The following is a 19,056-nucleotide window of genomic DNA, read 5'->3' on the forward strand; positions in this document are numbered from 1 at the left end:
TATTTCTTTCGTGCGAATTAGTTTACTTTTGTCTGAATATTATGTATTTTGATGATAAGACAAAATGGAACAGGAGGAGTTTGACATGCTGTTTCAAAAAGGAAAGCTAAAAGTTCGTGCGTTGGAAGAAAAGGATCAGGAGCTGCTAGTGAAATGGTTATCTGACCCAATCGTGTTGGAGTTTTATGAAGGGCGTGACAACTCGTTTGATTTAGAAAAAGTGAAAGCGCATTTTTATAACGATGAACAAGACATCACCCGTTGTATCATCGAATTTGAAGGTGATGAAATTGGCTATGCACAATACTATCCACTCTGTGAGCAGAAACGAGAATTATATGGCTATGCAGATGACGAATCTGTTATTTATGGAACCGATCAATTAATTGGAGAAGTCGATCATTGGAATAAAGGAATCGGTAAAGTGCTTGTCAAAGCGATCGTTGAATATTTAGCGAAAGAAGAGCAAGCAAAGAAAATTGTAATGAATCCGCAGTCGTGGAATGAGCGGGCTATTTGTTGTTATGAAAAGTGCGGATTTAAAAAAGTGAAGCTTCTTCCTGAACATACATTGCATGAAGGAAAGAAAAATGATTGCTGGTTGGTTGAGTACGAAAACTAAACATAAATAAAAAAAGTAGATGTTATTGCGATCCAGTACGGTGGCATCAGTCAAATGCTAAATTGAAAAAAGTAGAAGATGCTTGCATCCACAATAAAAGGCTCAACCATCATTGTTTTGATGGTTGAGCCTTTTATTGTTTTTCATCCATGTTCAAAAAGAATGACATATGATACGATGAAAATCGTTCACACATGAAGTAACCTTTCGTGAGAGTCGAAAGTGACATATATATAAGAGGTGAAGTATGGAGTTATCCGTTCAAAAAATGAAAAAAGAATGGTTTGGCAATGTAAAAGGGGATTTGCTATCGGGTCTTGTTGTCGCGCTTGCGCTCATCCCAGAAGCGATCGCATTTTCGATCATTGCCGGTGTCGATCCGATGGTCGGCTTGTATGCATCGTTTTCAATGGCTGTCGTGATTGCTTTTATGGGTGGTCGTCCGGCGATGATCTCTGCTGCGACCGGTGCGATGGCGCTCTTAATGGTCACACTCGTAAAAGATTACGGGCTGCAATATTTATTTGCGACGACGATTTTAACCGGTCTTTTGCAAATAACGTTCGGTTTTTTGAAAGTGGCCCGGTTTATGAAGTTCGTCCCGCGATCGGTTATGATTGGATTTGTCAATGCGCTGGCTATTTTAATTTTTATGGCACAAGTGCCGCAATTTATCGGCGTATCTGCTATGACGTATGTGTTTGTAGCGGCGACATTGGCGATTATTTATTTGCTGCCGCGTATAACAAAAGCCGTTCCATCACCGCTTGTGGCGATTGTTGTGATGACAATTATTGCGGTTGCTGCCGGCTTCGATTTACGGACAGTCGGAGATCTTGGCAATATTAGCGGCACGCTTCCATCGTTTTTCTTCCCAGATGTCCCGCTCAATTTCGAAACGCTGTCCATTATTTTCCCAACGGCGCTGGCAATGTCGATCGTCGGCTTGCTTGAGTCATTATTAACAGCGTCCATTGTCGACGATATGACCGACACGGAAAGTGATAAAAATAGAGAAGCGCGAGGTCAAGGAATTGCGAACATTGCGACCGGTTTACTTGGCGGCATGGCAGGATGTGCGATGATCGGACAATCGGTTATTAATGTCAAATCTGGCGGCCGAGGTAGACTTTCGACATTTACAGCAGGCATCGTTCTTCTTTTGTTAATTATTGTTTTAAGCGATATCGTCATTCAAATCCCGATGGCGGCGCTCGTCGGCGTGATGATCATGGTGTCGATCAGCACATTTGACTGGGCGTCACTAACAACAGTACGCAAAATTCCGATCACAGATACAATCGTCATGATCGTCACAGTAGCTGTCGTTGTCTGGACCCATGACCTGTCAAAAGGTGTATTTGCCGGTATTATTTTAAGTGCGTTGTTCTTTACCGCAAAAATATCGAAAGTAAACGTTACGAAAGAAGCGGGCGATTCGAATGAAAAGATCTATCGCGTAACAGGACAAATTTTCTTCGCATCAGTGACCGATTTCTTAAATGAATTTAATTATAAAGAAGAAGTAGACAAGATTGTGATTGATTTAACAGAAGCAAATATATGGGACGATTCGGGGGTCGCTGCGATTGAAAAAGTGATCATGAAATACCGGGAAAACGGAGTTCTGGTTCAGTTAATAGGATTAAACGGACAAAGTGCCCGTCTCATGAAGCAAGTAAATGTTTAATAGTGGAACAGTGAGTCAATGATGGCTTGCTGTTTTTTCTGTTGACACATGAAACCAAGCATGATACTATTATCTCGAAATAGAGATAAATTAAATTGAGATAATGACTGGAAGTGATCAGAAATGAATTCTGGATTGAAGGCGTTAGTTGTGTTAATGCGTGCCTCACAGATGGTTCAGGATGTATTGCGAAAAGACATTAAAGCGTATGGGTTAAATACAACAGAGTTTGCGGTGCTTGAACTTTTGTATCATAAAGGCGATCAGCCCATTCAGCATATTGGCAAAAAGATATTGCTTTCAAGCGGTAGTATTACCTATGTCGTCGACAAACTTGAGAAAAAAGGACTGATCGTTCGTAAAGACTGCCCGAAAGATCGCCGCGTCACCTATGCTGTTCTCACTCATTCAGGAAAAAAGTTTATAGATGAAGTATTTCCTAGGCATGAAAAAACAGTTGATTCAATTTTTGAAGAGCTGTCAGAAGAAGAGCTGGAAACCGTCACTTGTTTATTGAAAAAAATAGGGCTTCATGCAAGTAAAAAGTAATTTTTTGGGTAATACCTTTAATTAAAAATATATGAATTTGAGATATAAAAAAGAAACATACGAAGAGCAAATGTACAACGATAGGAGGGAGAAAGATGACTAAAAAAACAGTAGGTATTCATCACATTACAGCGATTGTCGGTCATCCTCAGGAAAATGTTGATTTTTACGCCGGTGTTTTAGGACTTCGTTTAGTGAAAAAAACGGTCAATTTTGATGATCCAGGAACCTATCACCTTTATTTCGGCAATCATGGCGGCAAGCCGGGAACCATTATTACATTTTTCCCTTGGGTCGGCGCTCGCCGTGGAACGATCGGTGATGGACAGGTAGGCGTCACATCTTATGTTGTACCAGAAGGAGCCATTGGATTTTGGGAAAAGCGATTGGCAAAATTTAATGTTTCATTTATAAAAACAGAACGTTTCGGTGAACAGTACTTACAATTTGATGATCCCCATGGCCTTCGTTTAGAAATCGTTGAACGGGCAGTAGGAGAAGAAAATGAGTGGACATTTGGTGGTGTGACACCGGATGTGGCGATTAAAGGATTTGGCGGTGCCACATTATTGTCTGCACAGCCTGAACAAACGGCTGCATTGCTGAAGAAGGTGATGGGTCTGGAATTTATTGGACAAGAAGGGGATTTGGTGCGCTTTCGCTCTTCTGGAGACATTGGCAACGTGATTGACATTAAGACAACACGAAGCGGCCGTGGCCAAATGGGTACAGGTACCGTTCATCATATCGCCTGGCGTGCTGATGATGATGAAGATCAATTAAAGTGGAAAAAGCACGTTGAGCAGCATGGATACGGAGTGACGCCTGTACAAGATAGAAATTACTTTAATGCCATTTATTTCAGAGAGCACGGAGAAATTTTATTTGAAATTGCGACGGATCCACCAGGATTTGCTCATGATGAGTCACAGAAAACAATGGGTGAAAAATTAAAACTGCCGGCGCAATATGAAATTCACGGAGAGAAGCTTGAGAACACTTTGATCCCTATTGAAGTAAGAGAACTAAACGGTTAATACATTTCAGCATTTTTAAAAAATAATAAATGAAAATGAATTGGAGAGATGATTAGTGTCAGTAAAAGCAGAAGCAGGAACCCTTATTTTACGGGTGGTATTAGGAATTATCTTTTTTGTGCACGGTTTAGTGAAGTTTCAAGGGGGAATTGGGAATACTGTAGGATGGTTTGACAGTATTGGCATTCCAGGAGGAATCGCTTACATTGTGGCGATCATTGAATTAGTTGGTGGTATTGCATTAATCGTTGGATTTGGAACGAAAATTGTGTCAGCTTTGTTGGCGTTGCTTATGATTGGCGCTATCTTGAAAGTGAAATTGGCCGTCGGTTTCCTAGGCAATGGGCAAATGGCCGGATATGAATTAGATTTAGCATTACTAGCTATCGCACTGTACCTTGCGATCAATGGCAGCAAAAGATACTCACTTGGTCAGCTGATAGGGAAAAATCAAAACTAAGATAGATTTTTCAAGGGAGCGGACATAATACGTAAAGCAGATTTTCAAAAATAAATCGGCGGTGAAGGAAATGGGATTTTTAAGTAAATTATTTGGGAAATCATCTAATCATAGGGAGGAACAAACAATGGAAAATGTGAAATTAGCGGTGATCTATTACAGCTCAACAGGAACGAATTATCAAATGGCGAAATGGGCAGAAGAAGGCGCGAAAGCTGCAAGTGCTGAAGTGAAAGTATTAAAAGTACCTGAAACGGCTCCACAGTCAGCGATTGATTCAAATCCAGCCTGGAAAGCACATGTAGAAGAAACGAAAAGTGTTCCAGAAGTAACGTTGAATGATCTTGAATGGGCGGATGCCATTATTTTCAGCATACCAACGCGATTCGGAAATATGCCTGGACAAGTAAAACAATTTTTAGATACAACGGGCGGCCTTTGGTTCCATGGAAAGCTTGCAAACAAAGTGGTTAGCGCTATGACATCCGCACAAAATGCGCATGGCGGTCAGGAAGCAACGATTTTGGCACTTTATACGACAATGCACCATTGGGGAGCGCTCGTTGCATCACCTGGTTACACAGATCCGGTAACATTTGCGGCCGGCGGCAATCCGTATGGTACAAGTGTAAGTGTTGACCAAAATGGCAAAATGGTAGAAGACGTACAGGCTGCTGTTAAACATCAAGCAAAACGAACTGTGACAGTAGCAGAATGGGTAAAAAAAGGGAACCAATAAGTGAATAATGGTGAACCGGTGTTATACCGGTTCGCTTTTTTTGTCGACAAAATGATACAATATTTTTAAAAAATTGAATGGAGTTCTTGTTTATGCTGCAATTATTGAATGCATTGCTCGGGAAATGGATGCCTATTTTGACACCGATTAGTGTCGTAACAGGGATCATCGCTGCCGAATACTTGCATTCGTGGGTGTTTATTGTCCCATGGCTATTTGCTTTTATGACGTTTGCAGGCAGTGTGAATTCGAGTTTTAACATGCTTCATCATACGATGACCCATCCGTTTCCAATTGTGATAGCACTCGTTACGTTGCATATTGTTGCGCCGGTGTGGGCGCTTGTCGTTGGGCAGATCGTTTTTCCACATGATCCATTGACCGTAACAGGGATCACATTAGCGCTTGTCATTCCGACGGGGATTACGAGTATGATCTGGGTAACGATGTATAAGGGAAGTGTAACGCTGTCGCTGGCGCTTATTTTGATTGATACGATGTTGTCGCCTATTATCGTGCCGTTCAGCTTATCCGTTTTAGTCGGAAGCAATGTTGAAATGAGCTTTATGGATGTGATGAATGGACTTTTCTGGATGATTGTCATTCCGTCACTGGCAGGGATGGGTGTAAATCAATGGCTAAAGGCGGAACGGGCAAGCCGTATCAGCCAGAAATTATCGCCATTTTCAAAACTATCATTGCCGGTTGTCGTTGCGATCAATAGTTCAGTTATTGCCCCCTATATGAAAAACATTGATTTGGAATTATTAGGAATTTTGGTAACGATCTTTCTCATTGTATTATCTGTCTATTTATTTTCGTGGGGGATTGCTTATGCATTTAAACAAAGCAAAGAAAATACAGTTGCGATCATTTATACAAGCGGTATGCGCAATTTTAGCGCCGGCGCGGTCATTGCCGTTAATTTTTTTCCGCCAAAAGTCGCGGTTCCAGTTATCGTCTGTATGTTGTTCCAACAACTACTCGCTGCTTTTCACGGCTATTTAATCACGCTGGTGTATGAAAAAAGAATATTCAAGAAATCCGAGCAAAAACGCCTATCCTCATAATGGACAGGCGTTTCTTTACTTTTTTCGTTTTGCATTCTTTCTTTCCAGATGTGCTTCAGTGATGTGTTCAATGTCACTGCGCATAAGAAAGAAGGTAATAATGCCAGAAAACAAAGAAGCTCCAATTGCAATCAATGTGCGTGTCTGCGCGTCAATCATTGAAAAGTCTTTATTTAACATCCACGTTGCAATCGAAAAAACGAGGACCATAACTGGAATGACAAAAATAAATCGTTTCATTAACTGTCTGTCCGTCCTTTCACGTTCTTTTTTCCAGTGTAGCACAACTCGCACGCTGACTTTTAATAAAATATATCGAGCCAGGGACTTTGCATTAAAAAATGTGGATTTAGTCAGTATTATGTTGATGACAATAAAAGCAACCATGAACCCCGGCTGCCTACAAATTATCCTAAAATCTCTTCAATTTTCTTTAAATCTTCATCTTCATTCAAATGTTCAAATAAGTTGTGACCGCCTACTGCATTCGTACCGAGACCAATTCTTGAAATGTTGAGATTCGTTTTCTTGAGTGTCGTGTACTGCATCTTGACCCCTCCCAATTTACCTTCTATTTCACATTACAGGAATAAGATTTTATGGTCAAAGAAGATGACTGGAAAAATGGTGGAAACCTAGCGTACCAAATCTAAGTGATATGGAATTGTGTGCTCCGTTTTCGCAGGGAAATAGTGAGGTTATTGCCTTTTAACAGTCCGTCGTTCTCCAGATCGTGTCTACCAGTAGACTCAAGAGCAGGAAGGACTTAATGCCTAATGCCAGCCGAACGATTCTGACAGTTCGAATGTACTCTTTAAAACGAATTGACTAATAGTAGTATCGAGCGTTTCAGGTATCAATTGCGTAAAGCCAACAATGGTAACAGCGCCCACTAATTCTTTTTTATAATTTAAAATAGGCACGCTGAACGATGAAACGTGATCGACAAGCGGTTCGACGGCGTATGAAAAATATGTACGCCGAATGATCTCGAGTTCCTGTTCAAACTGTTCTTTCTCATCATCTGTTAGTTTCTGTAGTTCGTTCGTTTTCCATTCAAACACATCCGATGAATGTTGAAACGCAGCGATCAATTTACCTGAAGATGACAGCAATGGGAGCTTTGTACCGATTTGTGCGCCGATATTTAATCCGTAACTGGCACTCCATATGTTGGCGATGACAGGTCCGTCATGCGTCCAGACAGACAATAGAACAGTCAGTTTCGTATGACGGCTAATGTCTTTCAAGTACGGGGTGACGCGACTGATGACATCTTCACTTCCAATGGCTGCATTGCCGTATTCAATCAATTTGCTGCCAAGAAAAAAGGAACCTTGTTTCTTATCGCGATACAGCAGGCCGAGCATCGTTAACGTATTTAAATATTTATATAAATTGCTTTTTGTGATGCCAGTCAGTTCTTGAATTTCAGTAAATTTAAGCGGTTGGCCTTGTTCAATAAGCGTTTCAATAATATGAATACCAGTCTGCAATGATCCGATAACCGGCAGCGGTTTATTCGTTTCCATAGTGATGCTCCTTTCGATAATTTTTTTCACATAATCATGGCATAACTTCAGAAAGCTGTCCAATTGAACAATATTGTGATTTGAATGTTGACAAATGTAAGCGGATACGATAAATTTTATATAAATAATGAACAGTGTTAACTAAAAGTGGAATAAGGAGGAGTTCTAAGAAATGAAATTAGTAACATTTACACATAATGGCGTAACACGTATTGCGGCTCTTGAAGGAGAAAAAGTGGTAGATCTAAACGCTGCCTACAAAGCAAAACTCGCTTCTGAAGGGAAAATTCGTGCAGCTCAAATTGCGGAAGCATATGTACCTGCTGACATGAACGGGTTTTTGCAGGGGGGGGCTGAAAGTCTTGGGTATGCAAAAGAAGCAGTGGCTTATGCACTTGAAAACAACGAAAGTGACGTACCGCTCGTATTCGAAAAATCACAAGTGAAAATTGGGGCTCCTGTTCCAAAGCCAGGGAAAATCTTTGCTGTAGGGCACAACTACCGCGAACATATTCTTGAAATGGGACGTGAACTTCCGTCTCATCCAGTTATATTCGCTAAGTTTGGTAACACGGTCATTGGGCCACAAGATGATATTCCTTTCTATCCAATTTCGGAACAGCTTGATTACGAAGCAGAATTCGCATTTGTGATCGGGAAACGTGCGAAAAATGTTTCTGAAGAAGATGCGCTTGATTATGTTGCGGGTTATGCCGTAGCAAACGATGTTACCTATCGTGACTTTCAACGCCGTACTCTTCAATGGTTACAAGGTAAAACGGTAGATGGCAGTTTACCAATGGGGCCGTGGATGGTGACTTCAGATGAATTGACAGATCCTTCCGGTTTGGAAATGGTTCTAACGGTAAATGGTGAAGAGCGTCAACGGACGAACACAGCTAACCAAGTATTCTCGGTTCCATACTTAGTATCATTTTTATCTAGTATTGCTACATTAGAGCCAGGTGATATCGTCATTACAGGAACTCCGGGTGGTGTCATTCAAGCAATGGATCCACAAGTGTGGTTAAAAGATGGCGATGTGGTTCGCGTTGAAATCGACAAAGTTGGTGTTTTAGAAAATAAAGTACGCGCTGTTAAAGGAGAGTAATAAGCATGACACAAAACGCGATTACTTCAGTAAGTGGGTCAATTGATCGTATCATCGAAACGGTTAAAGGTTTATCAGAAGAAACAATTCGCTGGAATCCAACTGAAGAAGAATGGTCAATCATGCAAATTACGGCTCATATTGTCGAAGCATTACCTTATTGGGTAACTGAAATTGATCAGCTTGTTCAATCTCCCGGTAAAGAATGGGGTAGAAATCATCTGCATGAGCCTCGTTTACAAGCAGTAAGGCCTGCTACAGTTGATTCGATGAGTGTTACCGAGATGTTACAAAAGCTAGAAGATGTGAAACAACAGGTGAAAAACGGGATTGAAAACTTAACTGCTGAGCAGCTTGCAGCTGAGGCACCAAGCAAAAATCCTAACTTCGGTACGAAACCACTTTCATTTATTATTGATCATTTAATTGATCAGCATGTAAATAAACATGAGGGTCAAATTCAACGTAACTTATCTAAAGTAAGCAATTAAATATTATAGGAGGGTTATGAACATGGCAGAAACAACTGAATTTATGAAAAGTCAAATCGTACAAGACTTTACGAAAGATATTCGCCAATATAATCTTGGACCATTATGGGAAGCCATTCCAGCGTTGATGCATAAAAATCCAGAACCACATGCACAAGCGTATCTTTGGAAAGCTAGTTTACTGGAGAAAAAGTTAATGGAAGCGGCTCAAATTTTCACACCAGACCGTGGTGGGGAAAGAAGAGCGATTTATTTACAAAACCCTGGTTTAGATTATCGTCAACCTTGGGGCTGGGCTTCTACAACACAAACTCTTTATGCAGCGGTTCAATTGCTTCAACCTGGTGAAGTGGCTCCTTCTCATCGTCATTCCCAAAATGCACTCCGTTTCATTACGAAGGGGGAAGGTGCTTATAGTATTGTTCAAGGTGAAAGAATCTTTATGGAAGAAGGAGACTTCTTAATTACACCGAAAAACCTTTGGCATGGTCACGGTCATGAAGGAACAAAACCAATGATTTGGACAGATGTTCTTGATATTCCAACCATTTATGCGTTGGGTGGTACATTCTTTGAAAACTATCCAGAAAGAATTGAACAACCGAAAGTACCTGATAACTATAGTTCACAACGTTACGCTGCGGGTATGTTACGTCCCGTTACTGATCGTAAACCGTCTACTGCACCATTAGGTTCATATAAATGGGAACATACGTATAAGGCGATTGAATCATTAAGCAAGTTTGACCCAGATCCATTCGAAGGGTATGCGGTAGAATTCATCAACCCATCTACTGGTCAAACAGCGAACCCAACGATTGCTGCTTGGATTCAGAAGTTTCCTAAAGGCTTCCGTACGAAAGCACAACGTCATACAAGTGCATCGATCCATCAAGTTTATAAAGGCTCTGGATACAGTATTATTAATGGTGTTCGTTTCGATTGGAAAGAAGGAGATTTCCTTGCTGTTCCAAACTGGGCTTGGGTTGAACATGTGGCTGCTGAAGACACTTATTTCTTCACTGTTAATGATCTTCCGATCATGGAAAAATTCGATATTGAAAAACAAGAAGTTTATGATAAAAACAATGGTCAACAAGAAGTGACATCTGAGTTCAAACCTTTCTTACCTTAAAAATGAAAAGTATTGCTCGTTGATGTAGTCATCATCAGCTTTTGTAACAGATAATAATTGATCAGATAATATCTTAATACACGAATAGGAATTTGCCTGCTGCTGAAGTTTAGCGGCAGGCGCTTTTTTGCGTTGTTTTGGAAGCAAAAAAGCGGAGCGGATTCGCACGATAAAATAAAAAACCATTCAGTGAAGAATGGTTTTACGGACGGTGACCGAATGATGCTGACACTTTATTGGCCTGCCGGATTACATACTGACTGATTTCATCGTCGGCATTGGTCGGAATAAGCGGTGTAAACCCGACGATGGTTAATGCACCGAGTAAATTTTTTTCAAAGTCAAGAAGAGGTACGCTAAATGATGAAATGTGCTCAATGAGCGGTTCTACTGCGTATGTGAACTTGTTTTTTTCTATCTCTTCGCGCTCGGCGATGAACGTTTTTCGTTTTACTTCCGTCAATTTGCTAAGCTCTCGCAATTCCCATTCCCGTGCTTCCGTTTCGTTCATAAAAGCAGCAAATATTTTTCCGGAAGATGATAGTAGAGGCAATTTCGCACCGATTTGAGCGCCAATGTTAATGCCATAATTAGCGTTCCAGATGTGGGCGATAACTGGACCATCATGTGACCAAATTGCCAGTAGTGTTGTTAGAGACGTTTGCTGGCTGATGTCCTTTAAGTGAGGAATAATACGGCCAATGATGTCCATGTTGCCGAGTGCTGCATTTCCATATTCAATCAGCCGACTGCCAAGTGAATACGCATTTTGTACGGGATCGCGGTATAAGATACCGGATTGAGTAAGTGTGTATAAGTATTTGTACAAATTGCTTTTCGTCATCCCAGTTAATTCTTGAACATCAGAAGACTTTAATGGTCTTCCCTGCTCTAGAAAGACATCGATAATATTAATGCCAAGTTGCAGTGATTGAATCCCTTGAGGACTTTTATTGTTTGTCATATAGTCCCTGCCACTAAAAACATAGATAAATATAGTGATTCATCTATACTAGACTATTCGTGCCTTTTTTAGCGCAGAACTCACCTCTCTTTCAATGGTTGTCTGTTTAATCTATATCGTACGGTGAAGGACCAAGAAAAACAAGTAGAGATAATGGGTATGTTGAAAAAAGGTATACTTTTGCTAGCTTTTTATATCAAATTAATACGCGTAGTTTCAGAATAACAAAAGTATATTAAAATTTTTATTGAAACATAGTCCAACATCATTTATACTCCTATTAAGAACCGCTGTTCATTATTTTTATAATTGATGATTATAAAAATAATGAAAATTATTTCTTGAAGCGTGAAAAGTAAGCGCTTTAAATATCTTTGAATTCGAATTGGAGGGATCATTTGTATGGCAAAAGTCAACACAACTGAAATTATTAATAATGGTAAATTTAACCGCTTTCATTTTGGGCTGTTAGCATGGTGTTTTCTGATCATTTTATTTGATGGATATGATTTAGTTGTTTTTGGAACGGTTGTTCCGAAGTTGATTCAAGAGTGGAACTTATCGACGGTCGAAGTAGGAGCGATGGGTAGCTACGGATTATTCGGTATGATGTTCGGTGCGATTTTTTTAGGGATTTTGGCTGATCGAATTGGTAGAAAAAAAGTAACAGCTATATCGCTCATATTGTTCAGTTTATTTACCGCATTATGCGGGTTTGCAGATGATCCGACTACTTTCTCTATTTATCGCTTTATAGCCGGTTTAGGACTTGGCGGTATTATGCCAAATGTTATTGCGCTATTAACGGATTATTCTCCGAGAAACATGAAAAGTATGACCGTTTCTATTGTTCTTTGTGGATATTCTGTTGGTGGGATGCTTGCACCAACACTAGGAATTTTGATTATGCCGACACTTGGATGGGAATCTATCTTTTGGTTTGCTGCACTTCCATTAGTGTTTTTACCGTTGATGTATAAAAGTCTTCCAGAATCTTCAGTTTACTTAGCTAAAACGGGTAAAAAGGAAGAACTGTTTCGTATACTGAAAAAAGTCGATCCTAAATTTACGTATAGTAAAGATGATGAGTTCATGGAACTTCCAGTAACGGAATCTAAAGTTCCAGTTGTAGGGTTGTTCCAAGAAAAACGAGCTTTAGGTACGGTTATGTTTTGGGTTGCTTCCTTTACTTGTTTGTTAATGGTATATGGTTTGAATACATGGTTGCCTAAATTAATGATTGAAGCAGGTTATGCGTTGAATTCAAGTTTAGGTTTCCTTATCGCACTTCAAGGTGGAGCGATTGTAGGGACTCTCATTATTGCGCGTCTATGTGATAAATATGGTTCTAAAAAAATGCTTGTACCAATGTATGCTTCAGGTGCAGTTGCCCTAACATTGCTTGGATTTGGCGGAAATACATTTGTCATTTATTTATTGGTAGCGGTTGCAGGAGCTGCTACAATTGGGGCTCAAAATATTGTTCAAGCTTATATATCACAATACTATTCACCAACTATACGTTCTACAGCTCTAGGAATGTTTTCTGGAATTGGTCGAATGGGTGGAATGCTTGGTCCGATATTAGGAGGATTCCTATTATCCGTTACATTACCGATTCAATTCAATTTTATTGCTTTTGCTATACCAGGTCTGATTGCGGCTATCGCTTTATCTTTCGTTCCTGCAAAGCAAGCTTACTATCTTAATCAGACCAATAGATCTGATCAAGAGAAAATCAAAATAGCAGAGGCTAAATTAGTGGAGTAAGCAATTATTTGACGTGAGAATTAAATAAAGAATGAGAAAAGCAGGTATGATTTTTCATCACACCTGCTTTTTTGTTTTTATATTTTCTTTTCATGTTCGTCATCTTTTGCTGAAAAAAGCAGAATATTGTAAGGGGAATGGCTGAATTTCACGAAAAATATTGACACAAACAAAGAAATAGCTTAGAATTTATATTAATGATGTACTAAGTTCTCTATTAGTGGAATAAAGAAGGAGGAATTTATATGGAGCATGTAAGCGAAGTAATCGTAGTTGGCGGTGGTATTGGTGGACTGGCAGCAGCACTTGGTGTGGTAGAAGCAGGAAAAACAGTAGCGGTTCTTGAACAAGCTCCACAATTTGGAGAAGTAGGCGCTGGCATTCAACTTGGCCCAAATGCAATGGCGGTTCTTGATCGTTTTGGACTGGTTGACGAAATTAATAAATTAGCTGTCTTCCCAAAACGTCTTGTATTAAAAGATGTGTATACAGGAGAAGAATTAACAGCGTTGGATCTTGGCGAGGAATTTCAAGAACGTTACGCCCAGCCATACATTGTCATGCACAGATCCGATTTGCATAGAGTGTTACTGGAAGCGTGCCAAAGATCTAATAAAATTACTTTATTCAATGATCAAGCTGTTCAATCGGCGGTTGAAAATGAAAGCGGTATCTTAGTAACGAATCAGCGTGGTGAAACATTTGCGGCAGAAGCATTGATCGGGGCAGACGGCCTTAAATCGAACATGCGAAAACTATTTAGCGACGATGAGCCTATTTGCTCTGAATATGTTGCATACCGCGGTACAATTCCAATTAATGAAATCTCAGCAGATAACAACCTTGATGACGTAATTATGTGGATCGGACCGAATCTTCATCTCGTTCAATATCCAGTTCGCCGTGGTGAACTATACAATCAGGTTGTTGTATTTAAATCGTTTGAATATAAAGAAGGATCAGAAGACTGGGGTACACCTGAAGAAATGGATAAACGCTTTGAAGGATGCCATCCGCTCGTTGTCAATGCTCTGTCATTCATTCAGCGTCAAATACGCTGGCCGATGTACGACCGCTTACCAATTGATAACTGGACGAAAGGGAAGATCACACTTCTTGGCGACGCGGCTCACCCGATGCTCCAATACTTAGCGCAAGGTGGATGTCAGGCGCTTGAAGATGCGGCATGTATGGCAGATGAACTGTTGAAAAATGAAAACGATTACGAAACGATTTTTCAAAACTATCAAGAACAACGTATTCCACGTACAGCAAAAGTGCAAACAACTGCAAGAACGTGGGGCGAAATTATCCATGCAGAAGATCAGTTGTCTCTATTGCTACGTGATACGATCTTCAAATCACGTGAAGCAAACGATTATAGCGCAACGGATTTTCTATATGGATACCATAAAAGTTTAGTAAGATAAGTGAAAGGGCCCTGTGATTCAGGGCTTTTTTTAGTCGAAAGAATAAATGCTTGTAGTTTTTAAAAGGAAAAGGTGTGATGAACGACACCTAGAATATGGGGGAACCCGAACGTCTACAGCAGGTAACCCCGCCGGTTTGACGACGGGGTTACTGGAAGTAGCGGTAATATACTTTTTTACTTTCTTCTACAGAGGATACACCTTGTATAAATACGCGGCCATCTTTAAACGCGGTAACTGTATAAGGATCATTTTTAAATGAAAGCAAAAAGGCATTTTGATGCGTTACATCGGCATTCTTTTTCACGTTTTCAAATAAAAGATGGAGATCGCGCCGGTCAATGCCTGCTGGTCGGATTTGAACGGTATCCCGTCCGCATAATACAGCAAACTTTGTCGATCGTTCATATGAAAGAAAAGGATAAACTGGATTTGCCCCGCATGATGGGCAGTCCGGTTTTTGTAGTCTGGCTACGTCAACTGATGAAAACTGATTCGTCCATAAATCAAATGAAAAAACCGTACCGCGTAAAGCATCGGCATTGCCTGTTAGCCATTTTAATGCTTCTGCGGTCTGTGCAGAAGCCGTCATTTGAACAGCAGGAGAAATAATCCCAGCTGTATCACACGTAGCACCTGCTTGAGGAATTGTATCCATTAAACAATGAAGGCATGGCGTTTTTCCGGGGATGACAAGTAGTGACAGACCGCCTGATGCGACACAAGCGCCGTATACCCACGGGATTTCATATTTTTGAGCAGCATCGTTAATGATAAAGCGGATGTCGAAGTTGTCGGTGCCGTCAATGATGAGGTCAACAACTTCGCGAGATAAAAATCGCTCAAAAAAATCAGCATCTGCGTCAAGAGTCAATGAATCAATGATGATGTCCGAGTTAATCGACAGAAGCCTTTTTCTTGCAGCGTCCGCTTTTGGTATCCGATCAATCGCATCTTGCTCGGTGTATAAGTTTTGACGCTGTAAGTTGGAAAAATCAACATAATCCCGGTCAATGATTGTGATGCGGCCAACGCCGGCACGGACGATCATTTCGGCATTCGCTGCACCGAGTGCACCAGCTCCAATAATTAAGACATGCTTATTGCGAAGTGCTTCCTGCCCATTTTTTCCGATCCCGGGGAATAGTACTTGGCGCGAATACCGTTCGGTCAAAGTACACTCATTCCTTCCAGTGGGCTTGAAGCAGCAGCATGCATCTTTTTCGGGATACGTCCAGCTTCAAATCCGGCACGTCCTGCGAGAACGCCGTATTTCATCGCTTCAGCCATTCTCACTGGGTCATTTGCACCCGACACTGCTGTGTTAAGAAGGACACCATCGGCACCGAGTTCCATCGCTTTTGCCGCATCAGAAGGCACGCCAATTCCAGCGTCGACAATAACTGGTACAGAAGACTGTTCAATAATGTAACGGATGTTGAGCGGATTGATAATGCCAAGACCTGTGCCGATTGGCGATGCACCTGGCATAATCGCGTGGCAGCCAAGATCCTCAAGCCGTTTTGCGAGCAGCACATCATCTGACGTGTAGGGCAAAACGATAAACCCTTCTTCAAGCAGCATTTCAGATGCTTTTAGTGTTTCAATCGGGTCTGGCAATAGCGTTTTATTACAGCCGATCACTTCGACTTTAATCATGTCACAAAGTCCGGATGCTTTTGCAAGTTTTGCGATGCGGACCGCTTCTTCCGCTGTTTTCGCGCCAGCCGTATTTGGCAGCAACGTATAGTTCTTTACATCAATCTTTTCTAAAAAGTTCGGTTGATTTGGTTCGAAAATATTCATCCGGCGTACCGCAAACGTTAAAATTTCTGTTTCTGATTTTTCTACCGCTTCTTTTTGAATATCGAAATTCGGGAATTTCCCGGTTCCGAGCAACAATCTAGATTTAAATGAATAAGGTCCAATGTTTAACATATTATCCGCCTCCTACAAATTGAACGATTTCAATCCGGTCGCCATCACTGAGCGCCGCATCATCGCGTGTTGTTTTGTCTAAAATCGATTGATTAAGTTCAACAATAGCCATTTCTTTATTCAACTTAAAGTGATCAAGCAAATCGCGAACTGTTGTGACGTGATCTGGAAGTTGCACGTCACGTCCGTTTACGGTCATGTTCATACAAGTAATTCCTCCTTTTTTGTTTGAAACCGGGATGGAGAGAAAGGAGCAAGAACAGCGGCTGTTTTTTCACAGCCATTCAAATACCGTTCCATTAACACCCCGGTTACAGGACTTAATAAAATACCATTCCGATAATGACCTGTGCATATGGAAAGGCCTTTAATCGAAGGATGGGCGCCGATAATTGGCAATCCATCAGATGATTGCGGTCTCACCCCGGTCCATGTACGGTCAATGATCCCTTCGTCAAGCACTGGCAAAAGCCGCGCCGCCCGGTTTAATAAAGAGCGGATGCCGCCTGCTGTAACAGATGAGTCAAACGAGCCGGGATAAGATGTCGCACCAATCAACAGTTCCTTATTGCGCTTTGGCACGATGTAACAGCCATCAACGGCAAAAACGGTTTTTACAGGCGCCGCTTCGCTCAGTTTCACTGATATGCATTCGCCTTTTACCGGAATGATCGGAGGCATGAAATCCGCTTCCGCAAATAATGTACCGCTCCACGCGCCGGCCGCATTAATGACCCGGTCTGAATGAAACACTCCGCGGGCTGTTTGTACACCGCATACTGTATTCGCTTCCACTACGACGCGAATGACAGCCTCTCGTTCGTACACGTGCACACCAGCATTCACCGCCGCCTGCAAAAACGCGCGGGCAAGCAACGGTGCTTTCACCTGATTGTCTTTTTCTAAATAAATGGCACCGGCTGTTTCAATTGACATACACGACTCTACAGACGGCACATCATCTGGTTCGAGCCACTTAACAGATGCATCTTTGCCGGATAAAAAGGCATACTGCTTGAGAAGAGCTGGCTTATCATCGGCTGTAGCCGCTACTTTTAACAGTCCGGCTTTGCGCAATTCAATATCCACACCGGACTCTTCGAACAACTCATCGCGAAGATCTGGAAACATCGCCCGGCTTTCAAGTGCTATATTCATAAGCGGGTTTTCATACTCAAATTCATTTTGAGCACCGAGCATTCCGCCTGCTGCAATCGACGCTTTACCTGCTGTACCGGCGTCAAACACCGCCACAGACAAACCAGATTTCGCTAGCCGGTAGGCAATTGAACAGCCAATCACACCGCCGCCAGCAATAATGACATCGTATCGTCTCATCGTTTTCACTCCTCTTTTTTAAAAAAAGCAGAAATCATCGCCGCACCAGCCGCGCCCGCTTCAATTACTGTTTTCACGTTACCGGAATGAATGCCGCCGATTGCGATGACAGGAATAGAAACGGCCTTTGTTACACCGCGCAGCGCATTTAGTCCGCGACCGGGGAGACCTTCTTTTGAAGGGGTCGTGAAAATATGGCCGAAGTAAATGTAGTCAGCGCCATCTATCTCTGCTTGTCTCGCTGTATCTACAGAATGAACAGATTTGCCGGCCTGGATGTCTGGATGGGAACGCTTGAATATTTTCAAGCGTTCATCGAATTCCGTAAAGTGAACCCCTTGTAATCTATAACGAACAGCGATATCAGGGCAGGAATGAACGATTAATTTCTCGGGCGAGATGCCGCGTTTTATCATGTGCTTTATTTTTGAATCAATGTCTGTTTCAGATAACTGCTTTTCGCGTATACAAATCGCTTCAACATTTGGATAAAGAGAGGCAGCAGTCACTATAGCTTTTTCAGAAAGGCCGGTACCGTCCGTTACTGCATGAATCAAATGCATCATCTCCATTTTTAAACATACAAAAAGCGCTGCTTCCCAGTATGGAAAGCAGCGCTGTATAAATAACACAATATAAATAAAGGTCTCGCCACTTTCCTACGCCAGTACGAACTGGATCAGGTTCCAGGAATCCCAAAGTAATCACTTTGATCTCAGCCTTTTAAAAAGGCACCTCCAGTGGATTAATATTCAATTTTTTTTAGCTTATCATATTATTCAGATAATGTCACCTATGAAAATGATTTGTAAAAGCACAAGACAAAATGACGGAATTTATTTGAAAACAAGCTTTATTTTATTTTTTGTAAAAATATGTCGTGAAATATGTTTCATAACATGCGCATATAGGGAATAGAATAAAGGTAATAAGAAAAAAGGGGAAGCCGTATGCAAACAGAGAAGGAACAAATGATATGGATTGAACGGTTAATGAAAAAAGGGATTTTTAAATATGGTAACCGTCAGCTTTATGAATTAACGGTCGATGAATTGATTCATTTAAATGATGGAAACAAACAAATAAATAATTAAGAAAAAAGCTCAGACGCAGTCCATCGCGTTTGAGCTTTTTTCTTTTTTAGTGTTGAGTAGACACTAGGTTCACGGTTCTCTGCGTA

At 41.2% G+C, this 19,056-nt stretch carries 21 protein-coding genes, 1 pseudogene and 1 riboswitch; of the genes and pseudogenes, 13 read left to right on the plus strand and 9 right to left on the minus strand.

The annotated features are described in order from the left end of the window. The first annotated feature begins 85 nt into the window (after positions 1–85). The 7 genes from A3M5_RS0119140 to A3M5_RS0119170 all read left to right on the plus strand — a co-directional run bounded on the left by A3M5_RS0119140 (position 86) and on the right by A3M5_RS0119170 (position 6,167). Complete coding sequence (locus A3M5_RS0119140; protein ID WP_018395391.1) at positions 86–622, plus strand: GNAT family N-acetyltransferase; 537 nt, start codon at positions 86–88, stop codon at positions 620–622. A gap of 247 nt (positions 623–869) precedes the next feature. Continuing rightward, positions 870–2,312, plus strand: a complete 1,443-nt coding sequence (locus A3M5_RS0119145) for a SulP family inorganic anion transporter (protein WP_018395392.1) — start codon at positions 870–872, stop codon at positions 2,310–2,312. Positions 2,313–2,435: 123 nt separating this feature from the next. Continuing rightward, positions 2,436–2,861, plus strand: coding sequence for a MarR family winged helix-turn-helix transcriptional regulator (locus A3M5_RS0119150; protein WP_018395393.1), 426 nt, complete (start codon positions 2,436–2,438; stop codon positions 2,859–2,861). 95 nt (positions 2,862–2,956) lie between these two features. Continuing rightward, positions 2,957–3,898 carry a ring-cleaving dioxygenase gene (locus A3M5_RS0119155; RefSeq protein WP_018395394.1) on the plus strand — a complete coding sequence of 314 codons (942 nt, stop codon included), beginning with the start codon at positions 2,957–2,959 and terminating at the stop codon, positions 3,896–3,898. Positions 3,899–3,953: 55 nt separating this feature from the next. Continuing rightward, positions 3,954–4,358 (plus strand): DoxX family protein, encoded by a 405-nt coding sequence (locus tag A3M5_RS0119160; RefSeq protein ID WP_018395395.1) that lies wholly within the window; start codon positions 3,954–3,956, stop codon positions 4,356–4,358. Between the two features lie 70 nt (positions 4,359–4,428). Next, positions 4,429–5,097, plus strand: coding sequence for an NAD(P)H:quinone oxidoreductase (gene wrbA, locus A3M5_RS0119165; RefSeq protein ID WP_081898077.1), 669 nt, complete (start codon positions 4,429–4,431; stop codon positions 5,095–5,097). 92 nt (positions 5,098–5,189) lie between these two features. Next, positions 5,190–6,167 (plus strand): bile acid:sodium symporter family protein, encoded by a 978-nt coding sequence (locus tag A3M5_RS0119170; RefSeq protein WP_018395397.1) that lies wholly within the window; start codon positions 5,190–5,192, stop codon positions 6,165–6,167. Positions 6,168–6,182: 15 nt separating this feature from the next. Here the strand turns inward: A3M5_RS0119170 and A3M5_RS23905 are convergent, their stop codons facing one another. From A3M5_RS23905 to A3M5_RS0119185, 3 genes and pseudogenes are all read right to left on the minus strand, one after another. Then, positions 6,183–6,407 (minus strand): hypothetical protein, encoded by a 225-nt coding sequence (locus tag A3M5_RS23905; RefSeq protein ID WP_051080887.1) that lies wholly within the window; start codon positions 6,405–6,407, stop codon positions 6,183–6,185. Positions 6,408–6,580: 173 nt separating this feature from the next. Continuing rightward, positions 6,581–6,715 (minus strand): annotated as a pseudogene (locus tag A3M5_RS25585) (aldo/keto reductase); the annotation flags it as partial. Positions 6,716–6,940: 225 nt separating this feature from the next. Continuing rightward, positions 6,941–7,699, minus strand: a complete 759-nt coding sequence (locus A3M5_RS0119185; RefSeq protein WP_018395400.1) for an IclR family transcriptional regulator — start codon at positions 7,697–7,699, stop codon at positions 6,941–6,943. Positions 7,700–7,871: 172 nt separating this feature from the next. Here A3M5_RS0119185 and A3M5_RS0119190 point away from each other — a divergent pair, with 172 nt between their 5' ends. The 3 genes from A3M5_RS0119190 to A3M5_RS0119200 are packed head-to-tail and all read left to right on the plus strand — an operon-like array spanning position 7,872 to position 10,436. Then, a complete protein-coding gene (locus A3M5_RS0119190) occupies positions 7,872–8,810 on the plus strand; it encodes a fumarylacetoacetate hydrolase family protein (RefSeq protein WP_018395401.1) in 939 nt (312 codons plus the stop codon). 5 nt (positions 8,811–8,815) lie between these two features. Beyond that, on the plus strand, positions 8,816–9,301 hold the full coding sequence (locus A3M5_RS0119195; RefSeq protein ID WP_018395402.1) for a DinB family protein: 486 nt from the start codon (positions 8,816–8,818) through the stop codon (positions 9,299–9,301). 22 nt (positions 9,302–9,323) lie between these two features. Beyond that, a complete protein-coding gene (locus A3M5_RS0119200; protein WP_018395403.1) occupies positions 9,324–10,436 on the plus strand; it encodes a cupin domain-containing protein in 1,113 nt (370 codons plus the stop codon). 202 nt (positions 10,437–10,638) lie between these two features. Here A3M5_RS0119200 and A3M5_RS0119205 read toward each other — a convergent pair whose 3' ends face one another. After that, complete coding sequence (locus A3M5_RS0119205; protein WP_018395404.1) at positions 10,639–11,400, minus strand: IclR family transcriptional regulator; 762 nt, start codon at positions 11,398–11,400, stop codon at positions 10,639–10,641. Positions 11,401–11,802: 402 nt separating this feature from the next. Between A3M5_RS0119205 and A3M5_RS0119210 the strand changes: the two genes are divergently transcribed. Continuing rightward, positions 11,803–13,170 carry an MFS transporter gene (locus tag A3M5_RS0119210; protein WP_018395405.1) on the plus strand — a complete coding sequence of 456 codons (1,368 nt, stop codon included), beginning with the start codon at positions 11,803–11,805 and terminating at the stop codon, positions 13,168–13,170. Positions 13,171–13,415: 245 nt separating this feature from the next. Next, positions 13,416–14,600, plus strand: a complete 1,185-nt coding sequence (locus A3M5_RS0119215) for an FAD-dependent monooxygenase (RefSeq protein ID WP_018395406.1) — start codon at positions 13,416–13,418, stop codon at positions 14,598–14,600. 148 nt (positions 14,601–14,748) lie between these two features. Here the strand turns inward: A3M5_RS0119215 and A3M5_RS0119220 are convergent, their stop codons facing one another. Genes A3M5_RS0119220 through A3M5_RS23320 form a run of 5 tightly spaced genes read right to left on the minus strand, consistent with a single transcriptional unit; the run spans position 14,749 to position 18,433 of the window. Then, complete coding sequence (locus A3M5_RS0119220) at positions 14,749–15,774, minus strand: ThiF family adenylyltransferase (protein WP_018395407.1); 1,026 nt, start codon at positions 15,772–15,774, stop codon at positions 14,749–14,751. Continuing rightward, positions 15,771–16,538 carry a thiazole synthase gene (locus A3M5_RS0119225; protein ID WP_018395408.1) on the minus strand — a complete coding sequence of 256 codons (768 nt, stop codon included), beginning with the start codon at positions 16,536–16,538 and terminating at the stop codon, positions 15,771–15,773. The genes A3M5_RS0119220 and A3M5_RS0119225 overlap by 4 nt, the downstream gene beginning before the upstream one ends. Position 16,539: 1 nt before the next feature. Continuing rightward, on the minus strand, positions 16,540–16,743 hold the full coding sequence (gene thiS, locus A3M5_RS0119230) for a sulfur carrier protein ThiS (protein WP_018395409.1): 204 nt from the start codon (positions 16,741–16,743) through the stop codon (positions 16,540–16,542). Continuing rightward, the gene (gene thiO / locus A3M5_RS0119235) at positions 16,740–17,876 is read right to left on the minus strand and encodes a glycine oxidase ThiO (RefSeq protein ID WP_018395410.1); all 1,137 of its coding nucleotides are present in this window, start codon (positions 17,874–17,876) and stop codon (positions 16,740–16,742) included. Before thiO ends, thiS begins: the two co-directional genes overlap by 4 nt. 5 nt (positions 17,877–17,881) lie before the next feature. Then, positions 17,882–18,433 carry a thiamine phosphate synthase gene (locus A3M5_RS23320; RefSeq protein ID WP_196803576.1) on the minus strand — a complete coding sequence of 184 codons (552 nt, stop codon included), beginning with the start codon at positions 18,431–18,433 and terminating at the stop codon, positions 17,882–17,884. 82 nt (positions 18,434–18,515) lie between these two features. Continuing rightward, positions 18,516–18,625: riboswitch (TPP riboswitch) on the minus strand. A gap of 201 nt (positions 18,626–18,826) precedes the next feature. Between A3M5_RS23320 and A3M5_RS24940 the strand changes: the two genes are divergently transcribed. Then, the gene (locus A3M5_RS24940) at positions 18,827–18,970 is read left to right on the plus strand and encodes a Fur-regulated basic protein FbpA (protein WP_018395412.1); all 144 of its coding nucleotides are present in this window, start codon (positions 18,827–18,829) and stop codon (positions 18,968–18,970) included. Positions 18,971–19,056 lie beyond the last annotated feature (86 nt).

Source organism: Bacillus sp. 37MA, from assembly GCF_000372765.1.
In the GTDB taxonomy this organism is placed as follows: Bacteria; Bacillota; Bacilli; order Bacillales; family Domibacillaceae; genus Domibacillus; species Domibacillus aminovorans.

Bases quoted from the DNA above. Each gene is read 5' to 3' on its own strand.
- A3M5_RS0119140 (WP_018395391.1), top strand. From the start codon at position 86: ATGCTGTTTCAAAAAGGAAAGCTAAAAGTTCGTGCGTTGGAAGAAAAG.
- A3M5_RS0119145 (WP_018395392.1), top strand. From the start codon at position 870: ATGGAGTTATCCGTTCAAAAAATGAAAAAAGAATGGTTTGGCAATGTA.
- A3M5_RS0119150 (WP_018395393.1), top strand. From the start codon at position 2,436: ATGAATTCTGGATTGAAGGCGTTAGTTGTGTTAATGCGTGCCTCACAG.
- A3M5_RS0119155 (WP_018395394.1), top strand. From the start codon at position 2,957: ATGACTAAAAAAACAGTAGGTATTCATCACATTACAGCGATTGTCGGT.
- wrbA (WP_081898077.1), top strand. From the start codon at position 4,429: ATGGGATTTTTAAGTAAATTATTTGGGAAATCATCTAATCATAGGGAG.
- A3M5_RS0119170 (WP_018395397.1), top strand. From the start codon at position 5,190: ATGCTGCAATTATTGAATGCATTGCTCGGGAAATGGATGCCTATTTTG.
- A3M5_RS23905 (WP_051080887.1), bottom strand. From the start codon at position 6,407: ATGAAACGATTTATTTTTGTCATTCCAGTTATGGTCCTCGTTTTTTCG.
- A3M5_RS0119185 (WP_018395400.1), bottom strand. From the start codon at position 7,699: ATGGAAACGAATAAACCGCTGCCGGTTATCGGATCATTGCAGACTGGT.
- A3M5_RS0119190 (WP_018395401.1), top strand. From the start codon at position 7,872: ATGAAATTAGTAACATTTACACATAATGGCGTAACACGTATTGCGGCT.
- A3M5_RS0119195 (WP_018395402.1), top strand. From the start codon at position 8,816: ATGACACAAAACGCGATTACTTCAGTAAGTGGGTCAATTGATCGTATC.
- A3M5_RS0119200 (WP_018395403.1), top strand. From the start codon at position 9,324: ATGGCAGAAACAACTGAATTTATGAAAAGTCAAATCGTACAAGACTTT.
- A3M5_RS0119205 (WP_018395404.1), bottom strand. From the start codon at position 11,400: ATGACAAACAATAAAAGTCCTCAAGGGATTCAATCACTGCAACTTGGC.
- A3M5_RS0119210 (WP_018395405.1), top strand. From the start codon at position 11,803: ATGGCAAAAGTCAACACAACTGAAATTATTAATAATGGTAAATTTAAC.
- A3M5_RS0119215 (WP_018395406.1), top strand. From the start codon at position 13,416: ATGGAGCATGTAAGCGAAGTAATCGTAGTTGGCGGTGGTATTGGTGGA.
- A3M5_RS0119225 (WP_018395408.1), bottom strand. From the start codon at position 16,538: ATGTTAAACATTGGACCTTATTCATTTAAATCTAGATTGTTGCTCGGA.
- thiS (WP_018395409.1), bottom strand. From the start codon at position 16,743: ATGAACATGACCGTAAACGGACGTGACGTGCAACTTCCAGATCACGTC.
- thiO (WP_018395410.1), bottom strand. From the start codon at position 17,876: ATGAGACGATACGATGTCATTATTGCTGGCGGCGGTGTGATTGGCTGT.
- A3M5_RS24940 (WP_018395412.1), top strand. From the start codon at position 18,827: ATGCAAACAGAGAAGGAACAAATGATATGGATTGAACGGTTAATGAAA.